The following is a 26865-nucleotide window of genomic DNA, read 5'->3' on the forward strand; positions in this document are numbered from 1 at the left end:
AGGCATAAAGAATCTTCGATACATTTAATTCAACGTAGACCTGAATTTGTAACTTAAGATACAATTAGTGATGCAAGTCCAGAATTTTAAGAATTAAGATTGCTCTTAAGTCAATATTGGGTATATGTTTTTCTAGACACTTGTTCTGATTCTTTCAGTGTTGAACTAAGTAATGTAATTGAGATCCTGAGAATTATGTCTTTGAAACTTGAGAAGCACGTTTGAAAAACAAATTATCGTTTTAGTAATGAGTTAAAAGCTTCTATTTGGCTATTATCGTAAGGATATCCTTGTTTAGAATACGAGTGGATGATTTAATGTCGTCTAAGCAAGTTTTCAACACCATAGCTCGTATATTATGAACCAATATCTGAATGAAAATATGTTAGCCTTTTATGATGTCAAGTGCTTGGTTAACTGTATCTACTACTAGTTTAGCGTTCATCTGTCGTCCTATTTTATATGCAAGTATCTTATGAACCCTTGTCTCATATACTGAACTAAAATATACCCAAGTTCCAGATCGTAGCTCAAGATAAGTAATATCAGCTCGCCAAGCCCTAGCTTTTGGTTTGTTTTTAATCAGATTGGGACGTTGTAAATAATCAACATGAGTACTAGGCTTTTTAAAACGCCGATGCATGAGAGAGTGAAGCTTCATTTCTTGCATTAGTCGAAAAATCCGTTTGACACCAACTATAATTCCCAGTCTATTTAATGCTAGTTTGATTCTTGGATAACTATAAGCGGATAGTTTTCTTCCCAAATTTTTCGAATGCTTGCTTTTAAATGACGGTCAACACGATCGGGTTGACTAGGTTGATAGTTCAATCAATGGCAATAGTTACTACGAGCTAATCTTAAAGTTGAAAGTATTAAGGAGGGGCGGTAATAGGGTAACTGGCTCTTAACGAAAATAAGAGCTTTAACTCGCCTTAGCGCTTTCCCGATAACACTGCCGTAGCTTTTAAAATCTTCAATTTTTCCTTGAGACGTTGGTTCTCTTTTTGTAATTTTTTAAATTCTTTAGAAATAACTTCAGTTCCATCATCAAGTTCAACTGATTTTGCATCTTTAATCCAGTTATGAATTGATGCAGGAGACACTGCATATTCTTCTGAGAGAGAACGAACTGATCTCTTTTCCTCGGTATGCATTTTAATAATGCTTGCTTTAAAATCATCAGTGTATCGTTTCATATAAAAACTCCTATCCTAGTCATTTTATTATGGCACAAATGTCTAAATGTTTGTGTACCAAATACTAGGATAAGAGCAATATGTACCTGATGGCGTACGCCAATTGAAAATTACTACAAAGTGTGAGATAACAACTTATGTGACAAGTCATCTTACCAATCCAAAATTCTAATGTTTTCAAAAAGGCATAGGATACCTTACTCGATAACTTTAAACCCAAAAATTCATAAAACTAAAAATTACCCGGATTTAAAGTCGAAGTGCAACACCTAAAGGACTAGCTCAAAAGGGCCATGAAGACCTATTCTTAAATCAACCATGAACTAAGAAAGAGATGTCTTCATGACTGATGACCAGAATACCATTACTCGTCACTACCAACAACTTCAATCTTACGAACGCGGAGTAAGGATTCTTTCTCGAAAATTGACTTATTGTCAAGCTGCTTCTTTAGTATCTATCATTTTGAGCATGAACTTGGATATTCTCAACATAGTAATGTATTTCTGAATTAGGACATATCAAAACTGGAGGGATAAAGATGCGTGAACGTTTTATTTCTACTAAAGATAATATTACCTGGCATGTTTATGAGGACGGAAAAGAACAAGTAACTACAATTTTATTGATTGCGGGCTTTCCTCAAAGTGCTTACGCATGGCGCAAAATTTTGCCGATTTGGCAAAAATATCATGTTTTAGCAATTGATTTACCTGGACAAGGATATTCAAGTGTCCCTCGGTCGGGATACGACACGAAAACAACTGCACAAAGAATACATGAATTAGTTGTTCAACTAGAACTAAAAAAGATTTTATATGTTGGGCATGATGTAGGAAGTTGGATCGGTTATACCTATGCACATCTATTTCCAGATGATCTTTTAGGCATTACACTAATTGATGCAAACATTCCTGGAGTGACATTAAAAAAACAAATACCATTGGACACAGAAAGTTGGCGTAGTTGGCATTTCTTATTCAATGTTATTCCTGATTTACCTGAAGAGTTATTAAGGGATAAAGAACGTGTTTTAATTGAATGGTTCTTTTCTAATAAAGCACACAATTGGCGAAGTGCTTTTACAAAGGAAGATATTGATGAATATGTACAGGAATATCGTCAATTAGGGGTTATGCGTGGAATGCTTGGCTACTATCGTGCTGTTTTGGATGATTTTAAAATTAATGAACCCTTAGGCTCACAAAAAATAGCTGTTCCTATTCTTGCAATAAATGGCGAATTTGGTTCATCACGCGATCTTCTTGAAAAACTAAAAGTATTAGGGGAAAAGGTTACTGGAACAATGATTAAGGGGTCTGGACACTATATTCCAGAAGAAAAGCCAGATGAATTAACTGCGCAGATTATAGAATTTATTAAAAGTTTAATTTAAGTGTAAAGTTAGGATTATTCTAAAAATGAATCTCTTATTGCTGTTGCTAACAAGATTGGTACTAAGAAAGGATGAGAAATTTTCTTATGAAAAAAAACACATTTCTTGATATGTTAAAAGACATTACTTTAAGTAATCCTCAAGAGCAAGTTCTTATCGATTCTGCAATTAATGAACTATATGCTAAGAAAAACAAAGCTGTTGTTCTCTCAAGTCTTAAGCGCGAATTCGGTAAATTAGCAATGCAGCAAAAGCTTTCTGCCGAAGGTGTTAAATTCCTGTCAAAAATAAGTAGGCCGAATATTAACGTTGATATTGCTAAGTCGTCAACAACTTGGTTTCAATAATCAAAACAACTAATTAAACATTGTTTTAAGTAAAGTTAACTGTTCTGAATAGGAATTAGTTAGCTTTTTTGATATGTATTAAACATGTAAAAAGTATATAGGGGGTAGACTATTTATTGTTAATTGCTTGGTCACATCTTCAACAACAATGTACGGAACGTCATTAAAAAAACGTGGAAATGTCCCCAAACTAAATAAGTTACTATATTTTTATAAGTGTTGACTGCGTTGTAACCCAACGGTGTATACTGCTTTTACGAGGAGGCGAACTTATGAAATTACTTACTACTGGAGAACTAGCCTCATTGTTCTCTATATCAAAATATACCATTAGGCACTATATCGATATTGAACTTTTAATACCCAAGCATAGGAAAGAAAATGGCTACTATTTATTTGATGAAGAAAATGTTTATAAACTATATCAAATTCTCGTTTTAAAAAAAATTGGCTATTCTCTCGGTACTATCAGTACTATTTTGACACAAAATGAAATTTTAAATTATTTCACTGATGCTGAACAGCGCCTACAAAATAAAATTGACGAGTTGAGTGCTGTAAAAAAACGGTACAGTCAATTATACAAGCACAAGATATTTATAAACTGAATGAAACAATATTTTTCGATAGGCCTGATCGCTACTTTAAGCCTGTACCCAAATCGGTGCTTGAGAATGAGACAGTAGATTTATTAAAAGCATCAGATTTGAATATTTCGCCATTAGATGAAATATTTTATATTACTGAAAAAAATTTATCACATATTCCTTGCCTAAGAAGCGAAAAAGAGGACAGTGAATACGTTTTTCCACAAGGCACTTATGCCTGTAAAAGTTTTATAGTTAAAAACGAAGAGTGTATTAAAAGAAATATTGATCTTTTTTTATCAGACAGATTATTGAATATTAATGGTCCTAGTCATAATGAGTTACTACTTTACGAAAATGTTTACTGCTCTTTGGCCTATAATAATGTTACTATTTTTTCTCTGGAGGTTAGATTGTGAAAGTAGAGATTATAGTCGCTTCAGAATGTAACAATATAAACTTTTCAGAAGATCTTTCTTTGCTTATTTACGAAAGTTTTAGAGGAAAATTTAGCTCATCTTTTTTCTCTAAGGAGACGGCGAAAAAGATTACAAACATCATCAGTATTTATATCTGTGCATGTGAGCGTGAGCGACTTCTGGTTGCAATTGCGAAAGATAAAATTATTGGATGCTTATATTTTTTAGACAAAGAGACTTCCGATTATTATTTTATGTATTTATTGAAAAGAAATTTTAAGCTACTTGATCGATTAAGAATATATGCCTTTTTAACTCTTCTTTCCTATAGGCCTAAAAAGGGAGAAACCTATATTGATTTTCTTGCTGTAGCTGCTAGTTTTAGAGGGAAGGGGGTAGGAAAAAAATTATTAAACTATTTACAAATACATTCTTCAAAAAAAGTGTCATTACATGTTGCTTCCAGTAATAAAGCTGCATTCAGTTTGTATAATAGTCAAGGGTTTAAAATGAAAACGCACAAAAAGAGTATGTTAAGCAAACGGATACTAAAAATACCTTTATGGTATTTTATGGAATGGAGGAAAAATTAAATATGTATATAGTAACTACGGAAAATATTGCTGACAAAACAATTAGTGAAGTTAAAGGTGCGATTTTTAGTGAACAAGTTATTTCAGTAAATATTGTGAAAGACACCTTAAGTGGATTAAAAGGAATATTTGGAGGAAAGTCTACCACCTACTCCGATGAGTATGCAAAAGGACGAAATCTAGCTATAAAAGATTTAAAAGCAAAAGCACATAGCTTATCTGCTAATGCAATAACTAAAGTTCAAGTGAGTTATACTCAATTTGTAAATTCTGACATCATGTTAATAGCTATAACTGCTAGTGGCACAGCAGTTGTTATTGAAGAGTAAAATCAGATTCGCTCACTTTGCTCCTCCCCTAGTGTTTGCACCATAATTGAATGACTAGGATGGGATCAGAATAGCTATGAGAGACTATGGTAAATACTTATTTTTTTCAAATAAAGTAATGTTGCAAACGCATAAAGCATTGGTTTCTAGTATTGTGTTTGGCGTCTTGTCTTTGTTAGTATTTTATTTTGATAAGCACTTTCGGAAAAGAAAGATAATTTCAAAAATTTTACTGATCTTTCCATGGTTAAGTCTATTCTTAGTGGTTGCATATACACATGAAAATTACCGGTCAACTAAAAATGTCTATGGAATACAGATGTTTTACTCGAAATGCTTCAAAGTAAAAATAGATGGGAGAATTTATTTAGCTAGTATAATTATTTTATTACTTTAAACTCTCCATATTTTTATAGAATTTAACAAAAAACCCGAAGAGAGCCCACCTCTTTCGGGTTTTGGAGACACATAGAAGCTAAAATATCGTTAAGAACTCTAGCTTTACTCTTATCATAATAGCTGAAGGTTTATATTTGATATCCATATCGAATATAAATGTGGCTTTGTTGTAAGGGCTTAATGAGTAATGATACTACATTTATGACTATGAATTAAGCTGGAGTCCGCAATAACATCTTGATTTCTGTATAAACTGAAAAGCCGAAAAGAGGAGGTTCTCCGCGGCTTTGATGGGATGTTTGTGGGGACCTATCTGCTATTTTTTGTGCAGATGCTTTGCGTTGATGCAATCTTTTATATAAAAAATGAGCGATAAAGTACTGGGTTAATATTAGTCACTTATCGCTCAATTATTTATTTAACAGGGGTTCTAAACTATGTTGAACTCATTTAGAAAGAGTGAACCAAGTATTTTGGGTATTATCAATCAAATCTTTTTTTCAAAGCCTTCCATTGGTGCTAAAGTATTTTGGTAACTTTGGTGAATTTTTGGGTCATCTGTAAAATGCATAACTGAATAAAAGGATTCCTTCAAATAAGTTTGCATTACGGGTGGAATAGCTAATTCATCCATATCTGATGGGCTAATTTGAGTTCGAATACTGTTTAAATCATTGCCAGCAACCTTTTGAACCCATTGTGGCTCCCTAATAAATTCTCGACCAATCGCGACTAAGTCAGCACCATCGGCCATTGCTGCATTTACATCTTCCGGTGTTTCAATAGATCCAATTCCAATGAGGGGAATTATTCCTTGGGTGTGTCGAGCAAACTGAGAAATTAATGTTTTTTTATTATTTGGATTATTTAGTGAAGTACGTTTGTAATCGCCCATTGAAAGATGAAGATAATCAATTTTACTCTTGATCTTGTCAACAAAGAAAAGAGAATCTTCTAGCCGAATTCCGGGTGTTTCAATTTCTTCCGGTGAAATTCGATAGCCTACTAGGAAAGGTCTATTTGCATATTTGTTAACAACTTCGTTAACAGTTTTGATTACAGCTAATGGAAATTTTAAACGTTTTTCTCTAGAACCTCCCCAAGTATCTGTTCTTTGATTGGAATTCTCGGAAAAAAATTGTTGTAGTAGGTAGGTGTTAGCACCATGAAGTTCAATACCGTCAAAGCCAGCTTGGATAGCTCGCCTGGTGGCTTCACCAAAGTCAGAAATGATTTGGAGAATTTCTTGATTGTTTAATGCCCTAGGGGTTTCGGAATTGGCTGGATAACTGGCTGCTAGTGCACTGGCACTAACAGGCTTTTCACCACGAAGTATAGCACTATTAGACTTTCGTCCCGCATGAAAAATCTGTAAAATTGCTTTGGTACCATCTTTATGGATAGCTTTAGCTAGTTTGGTCAAACCAACTAACATTTCGTCATGGGCAACTGATAGTTCGCCTTCGAATCCCTTGCCATTGTCACTGACATTAGCAACACCGGTTAACATCATTCCCGGTCCACCAGCACGAGCCGCATAATAGTTAAGCTCATCAGTGGTAATCATGCCGTTATAAAAGCTAGACATTGTTGTCATAGGTGACATTACAATATGGTTTTTGATTACTAAGCCATTGTTAAATCTAAATGGTGATAAAAATGTCTTTGTTGTCATAAAATCAATTCCTCCAAATAGTAATAGGTTTTCTGAATTATACGTGTTATTATAATTCGTACATATATTTAAACAAGTACGTACTAAAAAGTTATATAGATACTAAAAAGTTCCTAATGTATTAAATAAGGGATTATGAGGAGATTAATAATGGCGAAAATTTATCATATTGGTGTTGAAGCAACGTTAGATGTAATTGGCGGTAAATGGAAACCTATCATTTTATGTCATTTGGGTAATGGACCCACTAGAACTGGCGAACTTCGAAGATTGATTCCAAATATTACTCAGAAAATGTTGACCCAGCAACTACGTGAATTGGAAAATGATCGTATTATTATTCGCAAGATATATAATCAAGTGCCACCAAAGGTTGAGTACTATTTATCTGATGAGGGGAAAACACTACGTGAATTATTAGTAACAATGTCTGTTTGGGGTGAGAAGAGAGTCAAACGTTTAAAAGCAGAAGGGCATCAAGTTGAACTATTGAGTAAGGGACACGAAGGCTATTTGAATTTTTAGTTTTGAATATTTGATATGAAAATAATATTTAATAATTCAGAATTGAAGCTTTTTATTGGATTTCTTTATACAATTTAAATCAATAACTTTATTGGATGCACCAAGCTCAAATTAATAACGCATAGTTTTTTCATATTTGCCAACTCAATAGATGCTTTAGCATTTGCAGCAGATATAGAAGATTATTATAATTGGAGAAGATTATAGTGCGGCACTCTAAGCATTCAAAGAGTCTAAAATACAGCTGTCTGATTGTACAAACGGATTCAGCAATAGCCTATCAAAATTGGTAGAAGGAAGCATATAATCTTCAAAACTCTTTATTAGTTAGAAGGCTTGCACTGAAAAAGTAAAGTATGGGATACTAACTCCCGTGCTTTGCTTTTTTAGTGTGTTTTCTTGTTTCATTAGGAAGTATGTATTTGCGAATAGTTTAAAAACGTTGATGTTTCGAGCTTTATAAGACAAAGGGCAGGAATATATTCGATGAGCAACTGTGGGATATACATTGAGGTGAGGTTGATGTCTAAAACTAGGTTAAAAAAATTCCTTTTTTTCGTATTTTTATTTATTTGTACAATTTTTTCTGCGAATAAGGTGATGTTACAAACACCTAAAGCATTAGTTGCAATAACAGCTTTTATTATTTTATCTTTATGGTTAGTTTATCTTGATAATTGCTCGAGCAACTCCTCAAAAGGAATTTCAAAACTAATGTGCTTAATGCTTTTTTTCAGCTTATGTACTGTGATTATCTGTACCCATGAAAATCGGTATTCAACAAATGAGGTTTATGCTATTCAAATGTTTAATTCAAAAAGTTTTAAGATTAAAATACATGGTAGGGATTACGTGCTTACTACTCAAAATAACAGTTTTGGTTTTTCCAGAACATATTTTTTCAATTTATACAGAAGACGCGGGATTTTCTATGAACGTGTTAATAAGAAAGTATATTTTATATATACACGGAATATGCATCCTGATAAAAGTTCGGTATGGATTTTTAAAAATATAGTTTTGAAAAATATTCATAATTTACAAGTAGATCCGAAAACAGTGTTCTACTATCAACCAATAAATTGATCTCTAATAAGTCATAATTAACCTGAATATACGAAGTGTATCCTTTGAATGTGCTCAAGAGATGCATACTATAAAAAAATCTGGCATACATTAAATTTCAACAATTCAATATATCAAAATCTTCTTGATTTAATTCAACAAAATATAACTAAATCAAAATGTGCAGCTGATATTCTTTGTATTTGATCCAACTAGAACAATTGACGATACTTTTTTTGAATTTGAGGATATTAGCCACGCAAGCTTATGACATATAGTTTAGCCATAAGCTAATGATCACTTATAGAGTCAAAGAACATATCACTGTTTAAAAACAAGCAATTTAACTGATCAAAGTTTTAAGAAGGTGAATCAGGTGCAGCTTAAATATATTGAAATTCTTTATAACTGTACTTGAATTCATAGTTTTAATTAATACCAAACTAAAAAGAAATCTTGTTGAATTAAAAGTAACATAATTGTGCTTAAATTATTGTTTTAAGGTTATTTAATAGAGAATTACTGAATGACACCTAAAAGGAATGATTATAAATGATAAAAATAAAGGTTGTTAAAATTTCTAAAAATGTGGACGACGAAGTGCTTTTCCATGTACATGAGGTTACTGGAAATATACAACAGGCAATTAGTATTTTAAAAAGTAATAATCAGCATTTTTTTGCAAGCGCTGTGGATTCCACTCGAGAACAACAGTTGGATTATGCAAATATTGTCTTTGTGGAGTACCTAGAGCGACAGATGTTTATTTATACTGCCGATAAAGTTTATTATGTACGATGTTCACTAGCTAAGTTTAATCAAGAATCCCCTAATTATTTAGTTCAAATATCTAAAGCCACCATGATTAATTTATATACAATTTCCAGTTTTGAGACAAAAATAAATGGCAATTTGTTGGTTACTTTAAATACTGGCGAGCAACAAATTGTTAGTCGAAAATTTGTTGCTCATCTGCGAAAAAAATTAAAATTATTTAGTATTGTTTCCTGATGTGTATTAAAAATGTCATGAAGTGTCATAAGCTATTAACTTTTAAACAAGACACCTTTATATTGAGGTTATTGGTCGCACAAGTAACTTGAAAACATTAATGGAGTTGAAAAAATGATATTAAAAAGAGTTTTTCGTGGTTTAGGTACTGGATCATTCATCTTTTTATTAATAAGATTTTTTAATAAACCAACTTACCTCAATGCAAAAACAATTTTGTTTGTTTTTTTACTTTCGGGTTTTATTGGTTTAATGACCTTTATATTCGACATAGAAAAAATCAGTCTCTTGGTTGCGGGTAGCATACATTTTATTGCTATCTTATTGTTTATTTTTATGTTTGACTGGATAGGGCATCTTAATTTTTCGTTTTTCTCTGTTCTTAGTAGTAGCGCTTTAATATACATTCTTTCTTACTTTGTTGTGTATATCAATTTACTTGTTACAACTAATAAACTAAACAGTTATGTTAGGAGAATGAATAAACAATAATGGAAAATATGAAGATACTTGCTATAATGGTGCCATTTTCTTACCTGCTTCATTGTATTGAGGAGTTTGCATTACCAGGAGGTTTTATGACTTGGTATCATAACTTGCGACCATCGTTGAGTAGACAAAAACGAAGTTACTACTGGAGAGTAAATATAATCGCTTTTACAATCGTTGCAATTACTGGCGGTTTTGCATTTTTTACTGAGGGTAATAATTCTGGTTTGGTAATTTCTGCTGGTTTTCTGGCCAGTAATGCAATTTTTACACATATTATTGGTGCAATTAAAACGCGTACTTATTCTCCAGGCATGATAACGGGGATCGTCTTATACTTGCCAATCTGTTTTATGTGCTATTTTACAACATACTCATTACATTTAATAAGCGTTGGTAACCTGTGTCTTTATATTTGCATTGCCCCGCTCTATGAACTATGGAACTGGCACAAATACGAAAAGCTTGCCAAAAAAAGTTGTTAGCTTATCAAAGTGTGGCTAATATGTTTAGTGCCTTTTTTAAAACACTCACCATAAAATGGTTTGTAATTAAAGAGATAATTATTTAGATGAATTCGAAGTTCTAGTGAATTAAATGAACAATCAATATATTAAGGAGACACAATGAAATTCAACGCTTTATTTATGCTAATTTTTTTGGGAGTGATATTTCAAGTAGTTAGAAAACCCTTTGAATTTGAAAAACTCACTAAGTTTACAAATGTTTTTATTCCTTTTTATTCAATAATTATGTTTATCACCACAATGGTGTGGAATCTTACGAATATCGTGATTTTACTGTTCTTGCTTATGTTATCTGTATTTATTGCTTTATTTCAAGCATCAAAAGTTCAAATAAAAAAGATGCCTGGAAAGGGTAATAATAACCAGATGTTAGTATATGTTCGTAAAGGCTATCCTTATCTTTTGGGGTGGGTAATCATTTTTTTAACAGGAATTGGTTGTTCCCTTTTTTTTGAATCAGTAACTAAGGAGTTTATTTTTAGAGAACTCTTTTCTGAAATCAAAAGTGAATTTTTAGTCTATTCAATATTCAGTCAACAAAAGAATTGGTATGTCTGGTTAATGAGTGGGGTCACTTCTTTTTTGTATATAAAAATTTTAGAATTCAAAAATCCAGATATAAAAAGTGCTTTGCATAATAACAAAAAAACACATAGCTAATTTGGCTAGTGAGTCATGAATTTCTTGTGATGTTAAACAGTTATTTAAGCACATGGGAGTATACTTAATCACCCTAGTTTCATTTTGAGGAAATCCCCAAGTGCCATTTTATTCGGCGGTTTGATAGCTAGTTTAATTTTTGGAGTAGTCTATAGTTGCATGTGCTCTTAGGGAAGATAGGATTTAGGGAATATTTTATATCAAGTTGTCTACACCATAGCGATTGACTTTGTGTAAAAGTAGAAATATTTTTTCTATTATTCTGCAAGATTTTGTGGATTGGTCAGACTTGTTTTTAAATCTGACTGGTGAATCTCCAATGTCGGAAATAAGTTGGTCTCAGGTTATCCTTACAGTCCATTTATGTTATGTCTGGTTTCCTTCTTTACCAAGACACTAAGGGCAAATATTTATAAAATATAGGCTTTAAAAATATCTGTAGAAGAAGTGAATAAATATCTGCAGAAAGAAATAATTGATTTTTCAGTGATAAGTAAAAGAACTATGTTTTCAAAGGAGAGTAAAACTATGGCTGACGTGCTTAAAATTATTTTTCAAATAGTTCATAACACTCCTTTTTGGGTGTGGGTCGTTTTAGTGATTTTAATCAAACGCGGAACTGCTTTGATAGCAGAAAGTCCAGTTTCTTTGAAAAGATCATTCATAATGCCTTCTATTTTCATCATTTGGGGTTTAGATACTATTGTTAATCAATTTGGCAATCCTAATGTACTATTGAATTTTTATGTGATTTCTTTAATTCCAGGTTTCCTGCTTAGCTATTTGTTATATAAAAAACAAGCATTCTATATTAAGAATGGGTTGCTGATACAAGAAGGCAGTGTTATACCGTTAATAATTATGATGCTTAATTTTTCAGCTAAATATTTATTGAATGTAGTACTCGCTACACGGCCGATGCTTTATAATGATTTTCAATTTAATATCTTCTATGGGTGTATTTGTGGTTTCACTATTGGTCTTTTCTTTGGGGGGATTTTTAGAATTGTACAAGCTAAAAGGCAATTAGGTATTCACAAAAAGTAAACTCACATTATATAAAATTTATTTAAGTTTATTTTTTATAATTGTTCATGGAATCTGAATATTTTGTGCTGACTGTCAACTTAGGGGGACTACTCTAGAGAGAATGATAGGGAACTGTATAAGAACTCCAAAAAAAGGCCCATCAGAAAAAATAATGATGTTTCTGATGGGCCTTTTTTTCGTATAATTAAAGATTAAAGGGTTCTTATGGTAATAAGCAGAAATATATATAAATTACAAATTAAGTCAAATAGTATTTGATTTAAAAGCCAGCTGAGTGACAAAGAAATAGCGAGAATAAAATAGTTTACGAGAATGAAAAATCTATTGAAAAAGGAAATACTATCCCATACTCTTAGATCGTCAAACCAAAGCGGGAATTATGTGGTGGCTTAAAAATAATTGAAAGCTGGCTACTGGGCAAGTGCTCGGATTTTAATCTCTTGGTATAAATGAACTGGATAAATTGTAAATAATCATGAAGAGTAGAGTTGACTAAATTATGATATCTATCAAGTTACTAATTTTTTCAAAGAAGTGTGCTCTTTCTCACCAAGGACAATATAAAAGAAAGCCACAGTCATGTTAGATGTTCCTTACGACCATGGCTTTTATTTATGTGCAGCAGTTAAGTTTATTAGCGTATAACTAAAACAGAAATCGGTGCGTATTTAGCCATGTATGCTGCTTGACTGCCAAAGTGCTTAGCCAGTCCTTTTTTAGATTGAGAACCAATGATAAGCAGGTCAGGTGCTACATGAGGAATAACATCTTTGACGATGGTTTCTCCAGCTTCACCTTCTGCAACAACTGCGCTGACTTTCTCAACGCCGGCCGCTTGGGCCTCATGCTGATACTTAAGGAGATGTTTTTCCAGCTCCGCGCGTTCACCATGGATGTAATCCTTATCTAAAGCTTCAAAAACGTTCATTTCGTGACTTTCAAGGATAGAAACAATAACTAACTCAGCTTCGTCATTCTTGGCTCTTTTAATAGCATAGCGGAATGCAAGAAGTGCATCAGCGGAATCATCAACACCTACTAGGATTTTTTTAAAATTTTCCATTGGTTAATTCAACTCCATTCATGTAGTGTGCAAGCAACAAATTAATAACTATTTGTAGTCTTGGCAGTCGAACTTTGATTACGCGATAGAGAGCATAGACCGTCAAAATTAGCAATCCTAAAATGGCATTCTCGTGTAATCAAAACCTTCGTGATAGCTTTTTAAAGGGCACCAGCAGGGGAGACCGATCGCTTGAGGTCTCTCTCATGAATAAGCCCAATAAAGCAAGTTAGATGCAACACGGGAAATGACTGAGATAACTAGAATTAAAAGTTATATGATTGTGCAAAAATTCATGTGTTCAGCAACTATTGTACACCAAGTTTTTTATATTGAAAAATTCTTTCAATTCATTTTGAAAAGCATGCAAAGGCTTTTTGCGGAAAGATAAGAGTCGAGTCGTAAAAACGCAATAGTATATATATGTGTGCTATCTTAAAGAAAGAATGAAGTGAACCTTGATAATGGAAATGGTGGGAAAGCAATGTGTCAGAAATATATAATCTTTTTTAATCCGCGAGCTGGAGATGGTAAAGCACAAAAAATAGCCGATGATATTCAGAAACGGTTAAAAATAAGAGGACAGGATGTCGCTCAACTGGTAGCTGGAGGTCGAACAGAGGCTATACAAATGCTAATAGGTGAGCTGCCACAAGCAAAAGCAGTGATTTGTATTGGAGGAGATGGAAGCCTTAATGCAGTGCTGACAGCTTTTGTTCGTGCTAAAAAAAGTGTACCAGTTGGGCTTATTCCGAATGGAACAGTTAATAATTTTGCTCAAAAATGGGGGATTCCACTAGACCAGAACAAGGCTTTTGCAAAAATTATGGAAAACAATCTGCATTCCGTGGGTATTGGTAAATGCGCTGGTCAAGCTGTGGTAAGTTCTTTGGCTTTCGGAAGTTTAGCGAGCATTTCAAATGATGTCCGACAAAGTGAAAAGAAAAAATATGGTTTGGCGGTTTATGGTTTTAACGCAGTCAAAAATTTGCGTAAAAACCACTCTTATAAAACAGAATTCTATAATGATGTTTTTTCAATGCCTGCGAAAGTCTGGTTCTGTTTAATAACAACCACTGATTTTGTCGGTGGGCGGCGCTATCTTGGAACACGAAGTGACGGGCTGCACGTAACGATGCTGAACAACATGAAATTCAGCAAGTTATTGAATTACGGCTATTTTGCCTTGACTGGTAACTTGCGTAAGTCGACCACACTGACATCCTTTGATGTGAAGAAGCTGATCATAAAAACAACTGATGGGAAGCTCACAGGCACAAGAATTGATGGTGATCCAGGACCGGACTTGCCGGTCAAGATCGAATGGCTTCCCAATTTTGTTTCTTTTTTCATGTGATACTGAATAATAATGCAATGAGCAGATACTTTTTCATAATACTGGTGTAAGTCTTATAATAACGGTAGATTTTTGTAATTAAGGAGGCATATAAATGGCAGAAAATATAAGAGTTGGTAAGAGTGATGTCATAACATCAAAGCTAGGATTAGGAACCAACAAAGTAGGTGGGCATAATCTTTTTGAAGGGTTAAGAGATGAAGATGGTTATGCAGTTGTTAAAGCAGCTTTGGACGAAAAGGTTTCTTTATTGGATACCGCATATATGTACGGTTTAGGACGTTCAGAAGAAATAATTGGTGATGTTTTGCAAAACTATGAACGTTCGCAGGTTGTACTAGCAACTAAGGCAGCTCAGGATAAGACAAACAATTTAAAAATAAATAACTCACCAGAGTTTTTAAAACAAGCCGTCGATGAAGCACTACTAAGACTTAAAACTGATTATATTGATATTTTTTATATTCATTTTCCGGATGATGAAACCCCTAAAGATGAGGCAGTTGGAGCACTAGCAGAACTGAAGAAGACTGGAAAGATCAAGGCAATAGGTGTTTCTAATTTTTCGCTTGCACAGATAAAAGAGGCAAATAAAAATGGTGAAGTTGATATCGTGGAGGATAATTATAATTTAGTTCACCGCGATGCTGAAAGACAGCTTTTTCCATATTTGAAGGCAAATAACATTACTTTTGTACCGTATTTCCCATTAGCAGCTGGATTGTTGACCGGAAAATATTCATTAGATGACCACAAAAAATTTAAGAATTTTTCAGCTGAGCAATACAAGAATATTATCGAAAGTCTGGAGAAAGTGCGCCAGATAGCTGCAAAATACAATGCAACTGTTGCTCAGATATTTTTAGCATGGTATATAGCGGCACCAAGTATAGGAATTGTCATCCCTGGGGCACGAAAACAAGAACAGGTTTTAAGCAATATTAAAGCGACAGATGTTGATTTGAGTGAAGATGATTTTGCAACTATTGATAAACTATTCGCTGCATTTTAAAGTCATTTCTGTGAAATCACTAAGCTTTTTGTGATATAGGGCTTAACTAAAAAAATGGGCGGGGTCAAAAATAAATTTTGACTCCACCCATTTTTTAGTTGAAATATACGAACTAGTGTGCTTCAACAACTAGTCTTTTTCGTTTAACCAGCATATTACATTCATAGCTTTTTTTTGACTATGAATGTAATATGCAGTTAATGTTCAAACTTTAAATTTTATGCCAAACGATTTACTTCTTTAACAAGATGCGTTGGAAAAACTTAACAATTTCAACGATAACTAGCATCAATAGTCCGCCAATCAGGACCACAAACCATTGTTGAGGTGCAAGTGGTGTGACTTTGAAGGTATCGTTGAATGCTGAAACAAAAATTGTTGCAAACAATAATATTCCAGAAAGTAGGATTGACCAGTTAAACATACGGTTATTAAATAAATCTTTCCTAAAAATTGACCCATGGATTGATTTCGAGTTGAATGCATGGAATAACTGAATCAGTCCCAATGTTGCAAATGCCATCGTCAACGCATCAGCGTGAATTAAGGCATGAGTATTATGGAATGGGAAAGTCAAAGCTACTAGATAAACTCCCAATGTTAGAGCACCTTCAAGCAAACCTTGGTAAAGAATACTTGACATGACTCCGTCACCAAAGAAACTCGATTTATTTCCACGTGGCTTATTCTGCATCATGTTTGCTTCTGCTTTTTCAACACCAAGTGCAATCGCTGGGAATGTGTCTGTTACCAAGTTTATCCAAAGGATCTGGCAGGTGCAAAAATATCCCAGCCGAGCATTGTCATGAAGAAGAGTGTCAGAACTTCACCAAGGTTGGCGGATAGGAGATATTGAATTGCCTTTTGAATATTGGCAAAGACTTTGCGTCCTTCTTTTACTGCGACGATAATCGTTGCAAAATTATCATCAGCCAGAACGATATCACTAGCGTTTTTGGAAACCTCAGTCCCTGTAATTCCCATTCCAACTCCGATATCAGCAGTTTTTAACGCAGGGGCATCATTGACACCATCACCAGTCATCGCAACTATTTTACCCTTTTTCTGCCATGCTTTAACGATACGAACTTTATGTTCTGGTGCGACTCGCGCATAAACAGAGTATTGTTCCACATTTGCATCTAACTGTTCTGTAGAGAGATGATCGAGTTCATTCCCAGTAATAACACTGCCTTCGACCTCGTTTTCATCAATAATCTGTAACCGCTTTGCAATCGCTGTTGCCGTATCTTTGTGATCCCCAGTTATCATAAGTGGGCGAATTCCAGCACTTCGAGCTTCTGCGACAGCAGCCTTTGCCTCAGGTCTTTCTGGATCGATCATCCCAACCATTCCAACAAAGATTAAGTTGTTTTCGATCTCGGTGGAATCATAATTGGTAGAAGCATCGATACTTTGCGTAGGTGCATAGGCAAAAGCTAGGACACGCAGTGCTTGTTGAGCAAGAGAATGATTGATCTCCAAGATCCGTTTGCTATCTTTATCGGTCAGAGAACGGACCTGACCATCTTCTTCAATCTTAGTTGTACGTTTCAGCAGCTCATCAACAGCCCCCTTTGTCATGACCAACTGTTGTTCATTGTGTGAAACAACGACAGACATCAGTTTGCGCTCGGAGTCAAATGGAAGCGACATAATACGTGGGAAATTTTGCATGACTTCATTGACAGGCTGTTTGTTATCCAAATAGTACTGGATAAGTGCCGTTTCCGTAGGGTCACCGACAAGGCCTTGGTCTGACTCTTGGCTATCATTAGCAAGAATCATTATTTGGGCCAAGCGGTTTTGAAGTTCAAAGTTACTTGTATGAGCATCCTGCAAGCGGTCATTCTGGTAAATTTTTTCAACAGTCATCTTATTTTGAGTCAAGGTCCCAGTTTTATCAGAAGCAATGATCTCCGTGGTTCCTAAAGTTTCAACAGCAGGCAGCTTGCGAATCAAAGCATTGCGCTTGGCCATTGCCTGTGTTCCTAAAGCAAGCGTAATAGTCACAATTGCGGGCAGACCTTCAGGAATAGCAGCGACTGCAAGTGAGATGGAAGTCAGCAGCATATCAAGGATAGAAGCTCGATCAGCTACAATTCCTATAACAAAAACAAGTGCTGCGATGATTAAGACAAGGACACTTAGAATTTTGCTCAAATGAATGATACTTTTTTGCAGGGGAGTAATTGATTTATCAACAGTATTTAACATATTAGCAATATGCCCGACTTCGGTTTGCATTCCTGTTGCAGTGACCACCCCTTCGGCCGTTCCATAGGTAACATTTGTATTCATATAGCCTAAATTATGCCGGTCACCCAGAGGTAGTTTCTCGGCTTCAAGCGGACTATCATTTTTATCAACAGGAACAGATTCACCAGTTAAAGCAGCTTCTTCGACTTTTAATGAGTTAGTCTTAATAAAGCGCAAATCAGCAGGAATGATATCCCCTGCTTCAAGCAGAACGATGTCACCTGGAACAAGTTCGGAGCTTTTAATGGTTTGGATCTGCCCGTCACGTCGTACATGTGAAGAAGGAGTGGTCATTTCTTTTAAAGCATTAATAGCATTCTCTGCCTTTGCTTCTTGGAAAACACCGAAAGCGGCATTTAAAACCACAACTAAGAAAATAATTATGGCATCAGATGCATCGCCGGCAAAAAAAGCTATCACTGCGGCAATCATTAAAATGATAATCATTAGGTCTTTGAATTGGCTAATGAATTTTTGCAACAGTGTGGAGCTCTTTTGCTCAGTTAAAACATTATGACCATATTTAGACAACCTTGATGAGATTTCCTCGTTTTTGAGCCCTTGTTCTGTTGTATTTAACTCAGTTAAGACCTTGTCAGATGATAGCTGATGGTAATTTTGTGTCATTTCGGATAATCCTTCCCTTTTCTTTTCTTAAATGTAGCACAGTACATATGTTTAAGGAAAGTTATATACTCGCCCTTTTTGAAATTATTCAGGGGATAATAATCGCTTGCCTTTTCTAAAATTTGAGGGAACAAAAAGTTGAAAAAATTGATAGTTATTGTTAAATTGAGATAGAATAACTACATAAGGGGGAAATTGTGTTGATTAAAGAATTCAAAGAGTTCATTTCACGTGGAAATGTAATTGATTTAGCTGTTGGTGTTATTATTGGTGGGGCGTTTACTTCAATCGTAAAATCCTTAGTTGACTATCTTATCAATCCGTTGATTGGACTTTTCATCGGTGGAATTGATTTTTCAGACTGGGTTTTTAAAGTAGGAGATGCTACATTCAAGTTCGGTAGTTTCATTAATGCAGTGATTAACTTCTTGATCATTGCCTTCGTTGTGTTCTTGCTGGTAAAAGCTGTTAACAAGTTTTTAATTCGCAAAAAGAAAGAAGAAGCACCAGTTACCGCACCAGAGGTTGAATTATTGGAAGAAATTCGTGATTTGCTTAAAAAGCAGGGCGAGTAGTACCCTAGAACTCTAGATATTATTTTATTATTATTTTACTAGTTAGCAATTGCAGGAGCTGCAGCAGAGTTATTTTTGCTGCAAATCCTGCTATTTTTAGTTTTTATCTGGAGTAAACGTCACTGAAATTATCTTGTTGCTGAGCAGGCAGAACAGATTGGGAGCAATTTTAAGATTGACCTTCTGAAGAAGAAAGGCTGAAGCTACTTTTTTTGCATAATAAATTTGAACGAAATAATTTGTTTTATTAGAGATAAAAATGATAAAAACGGCATTTTGCTGCCTGATTATGTGGTAAAATCAACTTTGCGGTAATTTTGCTGAAAGATAAGAATTACTTGGCTTTACGCAAGCGGAGAGGGCAGGATTATGATCAAAGTAAATATTGTTGGCTATAATATTTTTTCACCAGGTGGGACAACACGCAGTAATTTGAATTTGATGAAAGAGTTCATTAGGCAAAACTATAAAGTGACATATTATAATTATACCGATTTTGACACGCTTGATCTGCGTAGATTACATAAGTGCGAAGAGATTACGGCTAGCGTACAGATAGAAAAAATAGATGTGTTGTATAAACAAAAAGTGGTGAACGATTCTGCTGAAGAATACTTTTTTATTACACGGGAGGATCTTTTCCCACTAGCTGCATTAATACGAGAATTTAATTTGAAAGCGCTAATTATTGGAGAAGTACATACACCATTAGCGCTATTAAGCGAAAGTTTTGCAAGTGTTGATCTGACACCATTCACTTGTATCAGGGTTGCAACGCCAACAATTAAAAAAAGGTTTAAGCAGAAATATCATTTTGACCGAATTTATGTGCAGACTGTCAGCCTAGATCATTTGCAGCTATGTATCCCAACAAAGACGCAGAGAAATAAGACAAGCAACCTTTTAGTCTTTGCACGTTTTGATGAAAGTGCCAAGGACATCAGTTACGCCATCAAGCTGATAGTGTACATCACGAATGAGTTAAAAAGAGACGATATCAAGCTATACATCAATGGATATGGGCCAGATAAGTCGGTGTATGAGCAAATGATTGATCAATATGACCTTAGATCCTCAGTATTTATAAATAAGAAACCACCGCAAGATTATGTTGCACTGTCCACTGCGCATGTTGAAACATTGGGATATACGATTGCTGAAGCTGTAGCTCAAGGACACCGTGTGGTAGCGTATGTCGGAGATGACCATGTAACTTATGAGAACTTTCAAAAAGTACCACTTATCAGCTGGCTATATAAAAAAGATATTTCTGCTGACGCACGACAGGTTGTAGATGCGGTTTCTGAGGAAATCACACTTGAGAGACTAACTGCCAGCATAGCAGTCTTAAAGAAAATGAAGTCAGGGTACGTAAGAAAAATGATTGAAAAGACCTCAGTATTTAAAGGAAAGGGAACTTTGGCTGCCGAAAAAAGTGCAGATGTTAAGAGTACAACCAAAAAACAGCTGGAAAGAGCGTTAGGAGCGGCGCATGCTCCTTGGTACCTTAAATTATATCGTCACTTGAGACGTGTTCCTGGATTAAGAAAACTATTGCAGCAGTCCAAGCTGAGCAAGTGGTTGAAATCTGTCAGAAAATGAAAGTATTAACTGGATAAATAACATTTCTAAAATTTATGCTCTATTTTTTATTAGTTGTTTAAACCAGTTAAATTATCACAAAACTATCCGATAGTAGTAGATATGGCTCTTTTGAACGAGTTGAAACTGGTTGGATGGTTACTTTTATGGACAGAATCCACTATGATTAAATCAAGAAAAATGGTACTATTTGTTCTAAAGAGTTTCCAGGTTCTAACTAATTTATTAAAAATAAAAACAACTACGCTTTAAAATTTTTTCTTCAGAACCATTGAATTGTAAGTTCTATACGGTTAATGACAGTATAGAAAAACGCTAAAAGACACTCATTTAGGTATCGTTAGGGATGCTCACTGATGAACTGTCATTTAATGAACATGTGTTTAATTAATATATAAAGGAGTTTATGGGATGAAGACTGGGGAATTAGTAAAAAACATTCGAACGGCTAAGGGAATAAAGGCGAAGACTATTTATGACAACTTATTATCACGCTCAATGTATTACAAGTATGAAAGCGGACTTGTTGAAACGACGGCTGATACATTCTTACATATACTGGATAGGTTGAATGTGGAATCTGACGAATTTGTCTTGTTGTTTAAGCAGGTAATGCAAAAACAATCGCAGTTCCACTATAATGAGTACCGGCAGGACTTGCTGCGATCATTTCATGAAGGAAATTTTACTGAGATACGAGCCTTGGAAAAAAAGCTTACACGTGGGTATGAAGAAACTCAATTGCTGCGTTTTTATAACTTACAGCTAATAGCACGGGCTATGAAGAAAAGACTGGGCAGATCAAATGAAAGCATTTTAGCGGAACGAAAGGAGATCACACACTATCTTTCGCGCAGCAAACATTGGGGACATTATGAATATAGATTGTTGTCTGACTCGATGTTTATGTTTGACAGCTCATCTGCTGAGAAATTACTGCAAAACCATGAATGGATGGAAGATTATGAACAGCAGGACAGGCGGCTAGAAAATTTAAAAATCAAGACGCTATGCGGGACGATTCTGCTGTTTATGAAATCTAACAAAAAAGAGCATACAGCGTATTATTATGGTTTGTTGGCTAAGATAAAAGTCGACTCCAATAATATTTACGCACGAAGTAACAAACGCTTTTTTAAGGGATTGAAAACAATCTATGATGGAGACTATGAACAGGGAATTAAAATTGTTTCAGAAACTTTCTCACTGTATCAAAAAGTCGGGTTAGACGAACTGTATCATGAACATGTTGAAATTTTGCAGGATCTGTTAAGTACGCAATTACAGAAAAAGGGAACACGTCGCCGCCGTAAAGCGTAAGAAAAAAGTTGCTTTGGATAAAACTTGAAAAAAATATAGTTACAGTATAGAATTAGGAGATATGTGGATGACGAAAGGAGGAGCAGTGATGTCGCAAAATACTCATGTTGGGGTTGCTAATGATCGTCGCCCTGTAAATCAAAAAAATATTAAGAAACGTCGTGCTCAACATCAAGCTGTTTTGGCTTTTTTGAAGAGTCGTGAAGAATTAGAAAAAGCAGCCAAATAATTCGGTGCAGCTATTCTGGTTGCAGTGACCGGCATGAAACGTCCCCAGCGTTTTGTGGTGGTCTTTTTTAATTTATTTATAGAATCTAGAAAACATTGAAAAAATTTTTTTAGACAGGATATGATATAATCGGTCGATAAGAGGATGGAGAAAAGATGAGTATTTTAGAAGTTAATGGTCTCTCACATACATTTGCAGACAAGCAATTGTATCAGGATGCCAGTTTCAGGTTAAATAAAGAAGATCATATGGGCATAATCGGGCAAAATGGTGCTGGAAAGAGTACCCTTATCAAAATTATTACGGGACAACAATTGCCAGATGAAGGCCAGATAAAATGGCAAAATGGTTGTAAGATCGGTTACTTGGATCAGTATGCTCAAGGAGCACATGAGATGACTGTTTTTGAATTTTTGAAGACAGCATTTGCGGAACTGTATCGAATCAGCCAAGAGCAAGCCAATTGCTACGAAAGATATGCAGAAACTATGGATGATAAGTTGATGGAGAAAGCCGGACGTTACCAAGAAATCTTGGAAGCCAATGATTTTTATGAGATCCAAACGCATATTGAACAAGTTATGGCAGGTCTGGGAATAGATGCGATCGGCAAGGATCATAAAGTTAGTGAATGCAGTGGAGGACAGCGCTCAAAAATAATTTTAGCTAAGCTCTTACTTGAGAAGCCGGATGTTTTACTGTTAGATGAACCGACAAACTATCTAGATACGGAGCACATTGAGTGGTTAATTAATTACTTGAATGGTTTCAGTGGTTGTTTTATGGTTGTGTCTCACGATTTTGACTTTTTAGAGAGAATTACGAATACAATAATTGATGTTGCTTTCGGCAAAATTACCAAATATACTGGTAGTTTTAAATCTGCGATAAAACAAAAAGAAGTTAAAAAGGAAGTTCAATTAAAGGCTTATGAAAAACAGAGGCAGCAGATTGAAAAAGATGAAGCTACATTCGGAAAAATAAGGCTGGAACACGGTCAACAATGGCAAAATCAAGACAAAAAAGGCTCGACAAATTGGACCGGATTGATCCGCCTAGTGATGCGCTTCAGGCACACTTTAATTTTCCATATGTCGAATTGATGTCAGCGGCGACTTTGACTGTTGAAAACCTTTCAGTTGGCTATAAGGCTCCTTTGCTAGAACCGGTAACTTTTTCTATGAGTCATGGTGAAAAGGTTGTCCTAAAGGGCTTTAACGGGGTCGGAAAATCAACGCTGATCAAATCGATCTTAGGACTTATTCCAACATTCGGCGGAACGGCAAAATTTGTTGACGCAGTGGAGGTCAATTATTTCACACAAGATTTGGAATGGGATGGCAATATGAAAACGCCATTACAAATTGTACAGGATATATACCCAAGGCTTGAACCAAAGACAATTCGACAACGGTTGGCGCGTGCAGGACTTAATGCAGCTAATGCTATGAAACCGATCAAATTATTGAGTGGTGGAGAACAAACAAAAGTTAAAATATGCATTCTTGAACTCAAACCTAGCAATTTTTTGATTATGGATGAACCTACTAACCATTTGGATGATGAAACAAAAGCGGCGTTGAGGGATGCCTTGGTCGCTTTTCCTGGAAATGTTCTGTTGGTTACTCATGAATCATCTTTTTATGAAGGCTGGATTGACAAAATTTTCGATGTTGAAAGTGTCAGGTTAAGTAAAAACTAAATTGAGAACAATATTATTGCAGATCTTACTTAGAGACTGAACGTAAGTGTTAGCCACATGGATAACAGCTTAAGTTTTTTTAACTCTAAGGGAGATCTTTTTTTACGCTCAGAGAGTAAAAGATAGTCCAGTGCAGCAGACAATAAATAAAACATTTCGATTATTTAAAATAAGCAAATAATTATCGTGTACAACCTTTTTTGTACTATGCTTAATACAGAAGCTCCTTCTTACAGAAGCTATTTTCTAGAGGAAGTGTTTTAAATGTCAAAGATCAAAGGTTCAGATGTGTTAGTCAAGGTATTGGTTGATTGGGGAGTTAAAAATGTTTATGGATTGCCTGGTGATTCAATTGATACAACGGTCGATGCTTTAAGAAGACAAAAAGATAAGATCAAGTTTGTTCAAGTCAGACATGAAGAGGTTGCGGCACTGTCAGCTGCTGCGGAAGCTAAATATACCGATAAGATAGGGGTATGTTTGTCTATTGGCGGTCCAGGAGCAATTCACTTATTAAATGGGTTGTATGACGCCAAAATGGATCATGTTCGTTTTGGCCTTGTTGGGGCAGGTAACTTCAAAGTCACTGAATGAGGGATATTTTCAAGAAGTTAATACTGCGAAACTTTTTGATGATGTTGCGGTCTTCAATAGAAATATCTCATCTGTTGACAATTTACCAGATGTGGTTGATCAGGCGATTAGAAGTGCTTATGAAAACAAGGGTGTCGCCGTTTTAACAATTCCAGATGATATTCCTGAGCAAGAATTGAAGGGATTCTATAAATCGGCAGCACATGCTTTTTCATTAAGTACCCCCGAAGTTGACAAAATGCAGGTCAAGCACGCGGTCAAACTTATTCGTGATGCGAAGAAACCTGTTGTGCTGCTTGGTATGGGAGCTAAAAAAGCTGGTGCGGATATTAAACAGTTTGTTGAGGAAAATCAGATTCCTTTCATTGCAACTCTGCCTGCTAAAGGGATCATCAATGATGCGCATCCTAATTCATTAGGAAATGTGGGTAAACTGGGAACTAAGCCAGCTTATGAAGCAATGCGTAACGCAGATTTGCTATTGTTGTTTGGGACCAACTACCCATACCGCCCGTACCTTCCCAAGAGAGGGCAAGCTAAGTGTATTCAGATCGATTTGAAAGCTGAAAACCTAGGCAAACGATACAGTGTTGATGTTGCCATTCAAGGAGACACAGCGAAGGTCATGAAGGAATTGAACAGGCAGGGAAGAATTCGAGAGGATGGATCTTTCTTAAGTGCTTGCCAAAAAAATATGAAGAACTGGAATAAGTGGATGCAGGCTAAACGTGAACTGAATACATCCCCGCTAGCTCCTGAAGCAATGGCTGCTTACATCGATGAAACTGCACCGAACGACCTAGTTTACTCAATTGATGTTGGTACTTCAACATCTTGGGCAGCACGCTTTCTTCATGTTAGAGAGTCACAAAAATTTGCAATCTCTGCTTGGCTGGGCACTATGGGATGTGGTCTTCCAGGCGCAATTGCAGCACAAGTTGCGTATCCTAAACGCAGGGTATTGACGCTCAACGGTGATGGCGCTTTTTCAATGGTTATGCAGGACTTTGTTACGGCTGTAAAATACAACCTACCAATTATTTGTGTTGTTATTAATAATCAGAAATTAGCATTCATTGAATACGAACAGCAATCTGCGGGCCAGTTGAATTACCAAATTAATCTTGCTGACATTGATTTTGCCAAGTTTGCTGAAGCTTGTGGCGGAATTGGAATCGTTGCTAAGAGCAATACGGAATTTAAAAAGGCTTTGGATCGTGCGTATAAGATTAAGGACAGACCAATTCTGATTAATGCTTATGTAGATGATAATGCACCTCTTCCGGGAAAAATAGTCATGGATGAAGCGAAGGGTTACATGAAGTTTGGACAGGAATATCTTGAAAACTATTGGAAAATTCCTGAATTGCCGCCATTAAAGGATATTATGCGGCAATTCTTCTAGCTGAAATAGTAGTTTTGGAGCAGGCTTAAAGTCTGAGTGTGTTGATAGCTGAGTCATTGAGCATAAATAAGTGTATGTTACGGATGTAATTAGAACTGTAATCGATAACATATTAGCACTTAAGTGAGAAGAGAAGACATTAGTACGCGTAATGCAAAGTTAACACAAGGGGCTGGATCTAAAGTTAAATTTTGATTCAGCCTTTTATTTGTTCCACATAAACGTTATCTATAAGGCTAAACTTTTCGGTTAACTTCAATTACTCAAATTTTGGTGCTCTATGTCAAACCCTCTTCTTTAATGTATAATCTTTATGACAGTATGCGGGAATGTCAGTTAGATAAAACACATTCGGAAAATATCTGTAGAAAATGAGGTGGATAATTTGAAAGTATTGCTTATTGGAGGATCGGGCTTTGTCGGCAGAGGTATTTTACAATACTTAGCTGCTGATTCTAATTTTGACTTGATTAGCATTTCCCGTTCAGGACGTCCTCATGGGACACAGGCTTGGCTGGAACAAGTTACTTGGATACGTTCAGATTTAAACCATGACGAAAATTGGAAAAAATATGCTGCAGCTGCTGATTGGGTACTGGATTTAATTGGTGTTTTAATTGAAAAAAATTATCACGAGTATCAGCAAAAAAGTGTCACACCTGCTAAAGAGTTGATTAAATACCTACATGACAAGGATGTCCCCACTAAGCTGTTATTTGTGTCGGCCAAGCACGCTCCTTTTTTTATGAAAAACTATATGCGAGCGAAAAAAGAAGTTGAGGCTGACATAATGCGGAAATTACCTGACAGAGGTATATAGTGTATCCAGGAATGATATATGCACAAGAG

At 35.3% G+C, this 26865-nt stretch carries 20 protein-coding genes and 4 pseudogenes; 20 read left to right on the forward strand and 4 right to left on the reverse strand.

What is annotated here, in order from left to right:
- Positions 1-132: 132 nt before the first annotated feature.
- Positions 133-1199, reverse strand: a pseudogene (locus JCM15457_RS07605) (IS3 family transposase).
- A gap of 541 nt (positions 1200-1740) precedes the next feature.
- Between JCM15457_RS07605 and JCM15457_RS07615 the strand changes: the two are divergent.
- The 5 genes from JCM15457_RS07615 (at position 1741) to JCM15457_RS07635 (ending at position 4870) form a co-directional block, all read left to right on the forward strand.
- Complete coding sequence (locus JCM15457_RS07615) at positions 1741-2595, forward strand: alpha/beta fold hydrolase (protein ID WP_034988971.1); 855 nt, start codon at positions 1741-1743, stop codon at positions 2593-2595.
- Between the two features lie 86 nt (positions 2596-2681).
- Positions 2682-2942, forward strand: coding sequence for a hypothetical protein (locus JCM15457_RS07620; protein WP_051993350.1), 261 nt, complete (start codon positions 2682-2684; stop codon positions 2940-2942).
- 272 nt (positions 2943-3214) lie between these two features.
- Entirely contained in the window at positions 3215-3550 is a 336-nt protein-coding gene (locus JCM15457_RS11950; RefSeq protein WP_081778226.1) for a MerR family transcriptional regulator, read from the forward strand.
- Between the two features lie 394 nt (positions 3551-3944).
- Positions 3945-4541, forward strand: a complete 597-nt coding sequence (locus tag JCM15457_RS07630; protein WP_034988972.1) for a GNAT family N-acetyltransferase — start codon at positions 3945-3947, stop codon at positions 4539-4541.
- A 2-nt stretch (positions 4542-4543) separates the two neighbouring features.
- Positions 4544-4870, forward strand: a complete 327-nt coding sequence (locus tag JCM15457_RS07635; protein WP_034988973.1) for a YbjQ family protein — start codon at positions 4544-4546, stop codon at positions 4868-4870.
- 886 nt (positions 4871-5756) lie between these two features.
- Here the strand turns inward: JCM15457_RS07635 and JCM15457_RS07645 are convergent.
- Positions 5757-6944: an NADH-dependent flavin oxidoreductase gene (locus JCM15457_RS07645; RefSeq protein ID WP_034988975.1), complete on the reverse strand. Its 1188-nt coding sequence runs from the start codon at positions 6942-6944 to the stop codon at positions 5757-5759.
- A 150-nt stretch (positions 6945-7094) separates the two neighbouring features.
- Between JCM15457_RS07645 and JCM15457_RS07650 the strand changes: the two genes are divergently transcribed.
- The 6 genes from JCM15457_RS07650 (at position 7095) to JCM15457_RS07680 (ending at position 12268) form a co-directional block, all read left to right on the forward strand.
- On the forward strand, positions 7095-7469 hold the full coding sequence (locus tag JCM15457_RS07650; protein ID WP_034988977.1) for a winged helix-turn-helix transcriptional regulator: 375 nt from the start codon (positions 7095-7097) through the stop codon (positions 7467-7469).
- Positions 7470-9086: 1617 nt separating this feature from the next.
- A complete protein-coding gene (locus JCM15457_RS07660; protein ID WP_034988980.1) occupies positions 9087-9545 on the forward strand; it encodes a LytTR family DNA-binding domain-containing protein in 459 nt (152 codons plus the stop codon).
- A 114-nt stretch (positions 9546-9659) separates the two neighbouring features.
- Complete coding sequence (locus JCM15457_RS07665; protein WP_034988981.1) at positions 9660-10037, forward strand: DUF3021 family protein; 378 nt, start codon at positions 9660-9662, stop codon at positions 10035-10037.
- The gene (locus JCM15457_RS07670; RefSeq protein WP_034988983.1) at positions 10037-10519 is read left to right on the forward strand and encodes an HXXEE domain-containing protein; all 483 of its coding nucleotides are present in this window, start codon (positions 10037-10039) and stop codon (positions 10517-10519) included. Before JCM15457_RS07665 ends, JCM15457_RS07670 begins: the two co-directional genes overlap by 1 nt.
- 141 nt (positions 10520-10660) lie before the next feature.
- Complete coding sequence (locus JCM15457_RS07675) at positions 10661-11221, forward strand: hypothetical protein (RefSeq protein ID WP_034988984.1); 561 nt, start codon at positions 10661-10663, stop codon at positions 11219-11221.
- Positions 11222-11749: 528 nt separating this feature from the next.
- Positions 11750-12268: a DUF6622 family protein gene (locus JCM15457_RS07680; RefSeq protein WP_034988985.1), complete on the forward strand. Its 519-nt coding sequence runs from the start codon at positions 11750-11752 to the stop codon at positions 12266-12268.
- Between the two features lie 637 nt (positions 12269-12905).
- Here the strand turns inward: JCM15457_RS07680 and JCM15457_RS07685 are convergent.
- Positions 12906-13334 (reverse strand): universal stress protein, encoded by a 429-nt coding sequence (locus JCM15457_RS07685; RefSeq protein ID WP_034988987.1) that lies wholly within the window; start codon positions 13332-13334, stop codon positions 12906-12908.
- Between the two features lie 484 nt (positions 13335-13818).
- On the opposite strand from JCM15457_RS07685, the gene JCM15457_RS07690 reads away from it, so the two are divergent.
- Positions 13819-14691 (forward strand): diacylglycerol/lipid kinase family protein, encoded by an 873-nt coding sequence (locus tag JCM15457_RS07690; protein ID WP_034989233.1) that lies wholly within the window; start codon positions 13819-13821, stop codon positions 14689-14691.
- A gap of 94 nt (positions 14692-14785) precedes the next feature.
- Entirely contained in the window at positions 14786-15703 is a 918-nt protein-coding gene (locus JCM15457_RS07695; RefSeq protein ID WP_034988989.1) for an aldo/keto reductase, read from the forward strand.
- A gap of 232 nt (positions 15704-15935) precedes the next feature.
- On the opposite strand, the pseudogene JCM15457_RS07700 reads toward JCM15457_RS07695, so the two are convergent.
- Positions 15936-18589: pseudogene (locus tag JCM15457_RS07700) on the reverse strand (calcium-translocating P-type ATPase, PMCA-type).
- Between the two features lie 200 nt (positions 18590-18789).
- On the opposite strand from JCM15457_RS07700, the gene mscL reads away from it, so the two are divergent.
- The 7 genes and pseudogenes from mscL to JCM15457_RS07730 all read left to right on the forward strand — a co-directional run bounded on the left by mscL (position 18790) and on the right by JCM15457_RS07730 (position 26836).
- Positions 18790-19164, forward strand: a complete 375-nt coding sequence (gene mscL / locus JCM15457_RS07705; RefSeq protein WP_034988990.1) for a large-conductance mechanosensitive channel protein MscL — start codon at positions 18790-18792, stop codon at positions 19162-19164.
- Positions 19165-19533: 369 nt separating this feature from the next.
- A complete protein-coding gene (locus JCM15457_RS07710; RefSeq protein ID WP_051993351.1) occupies positions 19534-20766 on the forward strand; it encodes a glycosyltransferase in 1233 nt (410 codons plus the stop codon).
- Between the two features lie 411 nt (positions 20767-21177).
- The gene (locus tag JCM15457_RS07715; protein ID WP_034988992.1) at positions 21178-22086 is read left to right on the forward strand and encodes a helix-turn-helix domain-containing protein; all 909 of its coding nucleotides are present in this window, start codon (positions 21178-21180) and stop codon (positions 22084-22086) included.
- Positions 22087-22153: 67 nt separating this feature from the next.
- Positions 22154-22315: a hypothetical protein gene (locus JCM15457_RS12195; protein WP_156406567.1), complete on the forward strand. Its 162-nt coding sequence runs from the start codon at positions 22154-22156 to the stop codon at positions 22313-22315.
- Positions 22316-22470: 155 nt separating this feature from the next.
- A pseudogene (locus tag JCM15457_RS07720) lies at positions 22471-24017 on the forward strand (ABC-F family ATP-binding cassette domain-containing protein).
- 264 nt (positions 24018-24281) lie between these two features.
- Positions 24282-26016 (forward strand): annotated as a pseudogene (locus JCM15457_RS07725) (pyruvate oxidase).
- A gap of 385 nt (positions 26017-26401) precedes the next feature.
- Complete coding sequence (locus JCM15457_RS07730) at positions 26402-26836, forward strand: NAD-dependent epimerase/dehydratase family protein (RefSeq protein ID WP_051993353.1); 435 nt, start codon at positions 26402-26404, stop codon at positions 26834-26836.
- The last annotated feature ends 29 nt before the right edge of the window (positions 26837-26865 follow it).

The organism is Liquorilactobacillus sucicola DSM 21376 = JCM 15457, assembly GCF_000612445.1.
GTDB classification, from domain to species: domain Bacteria; phylum Bacillota; class Bacilli; order Lactobacillales; family Lactobacillaceae; genus Liquorilactobacillus; species Liquorilactobacillus sucicola.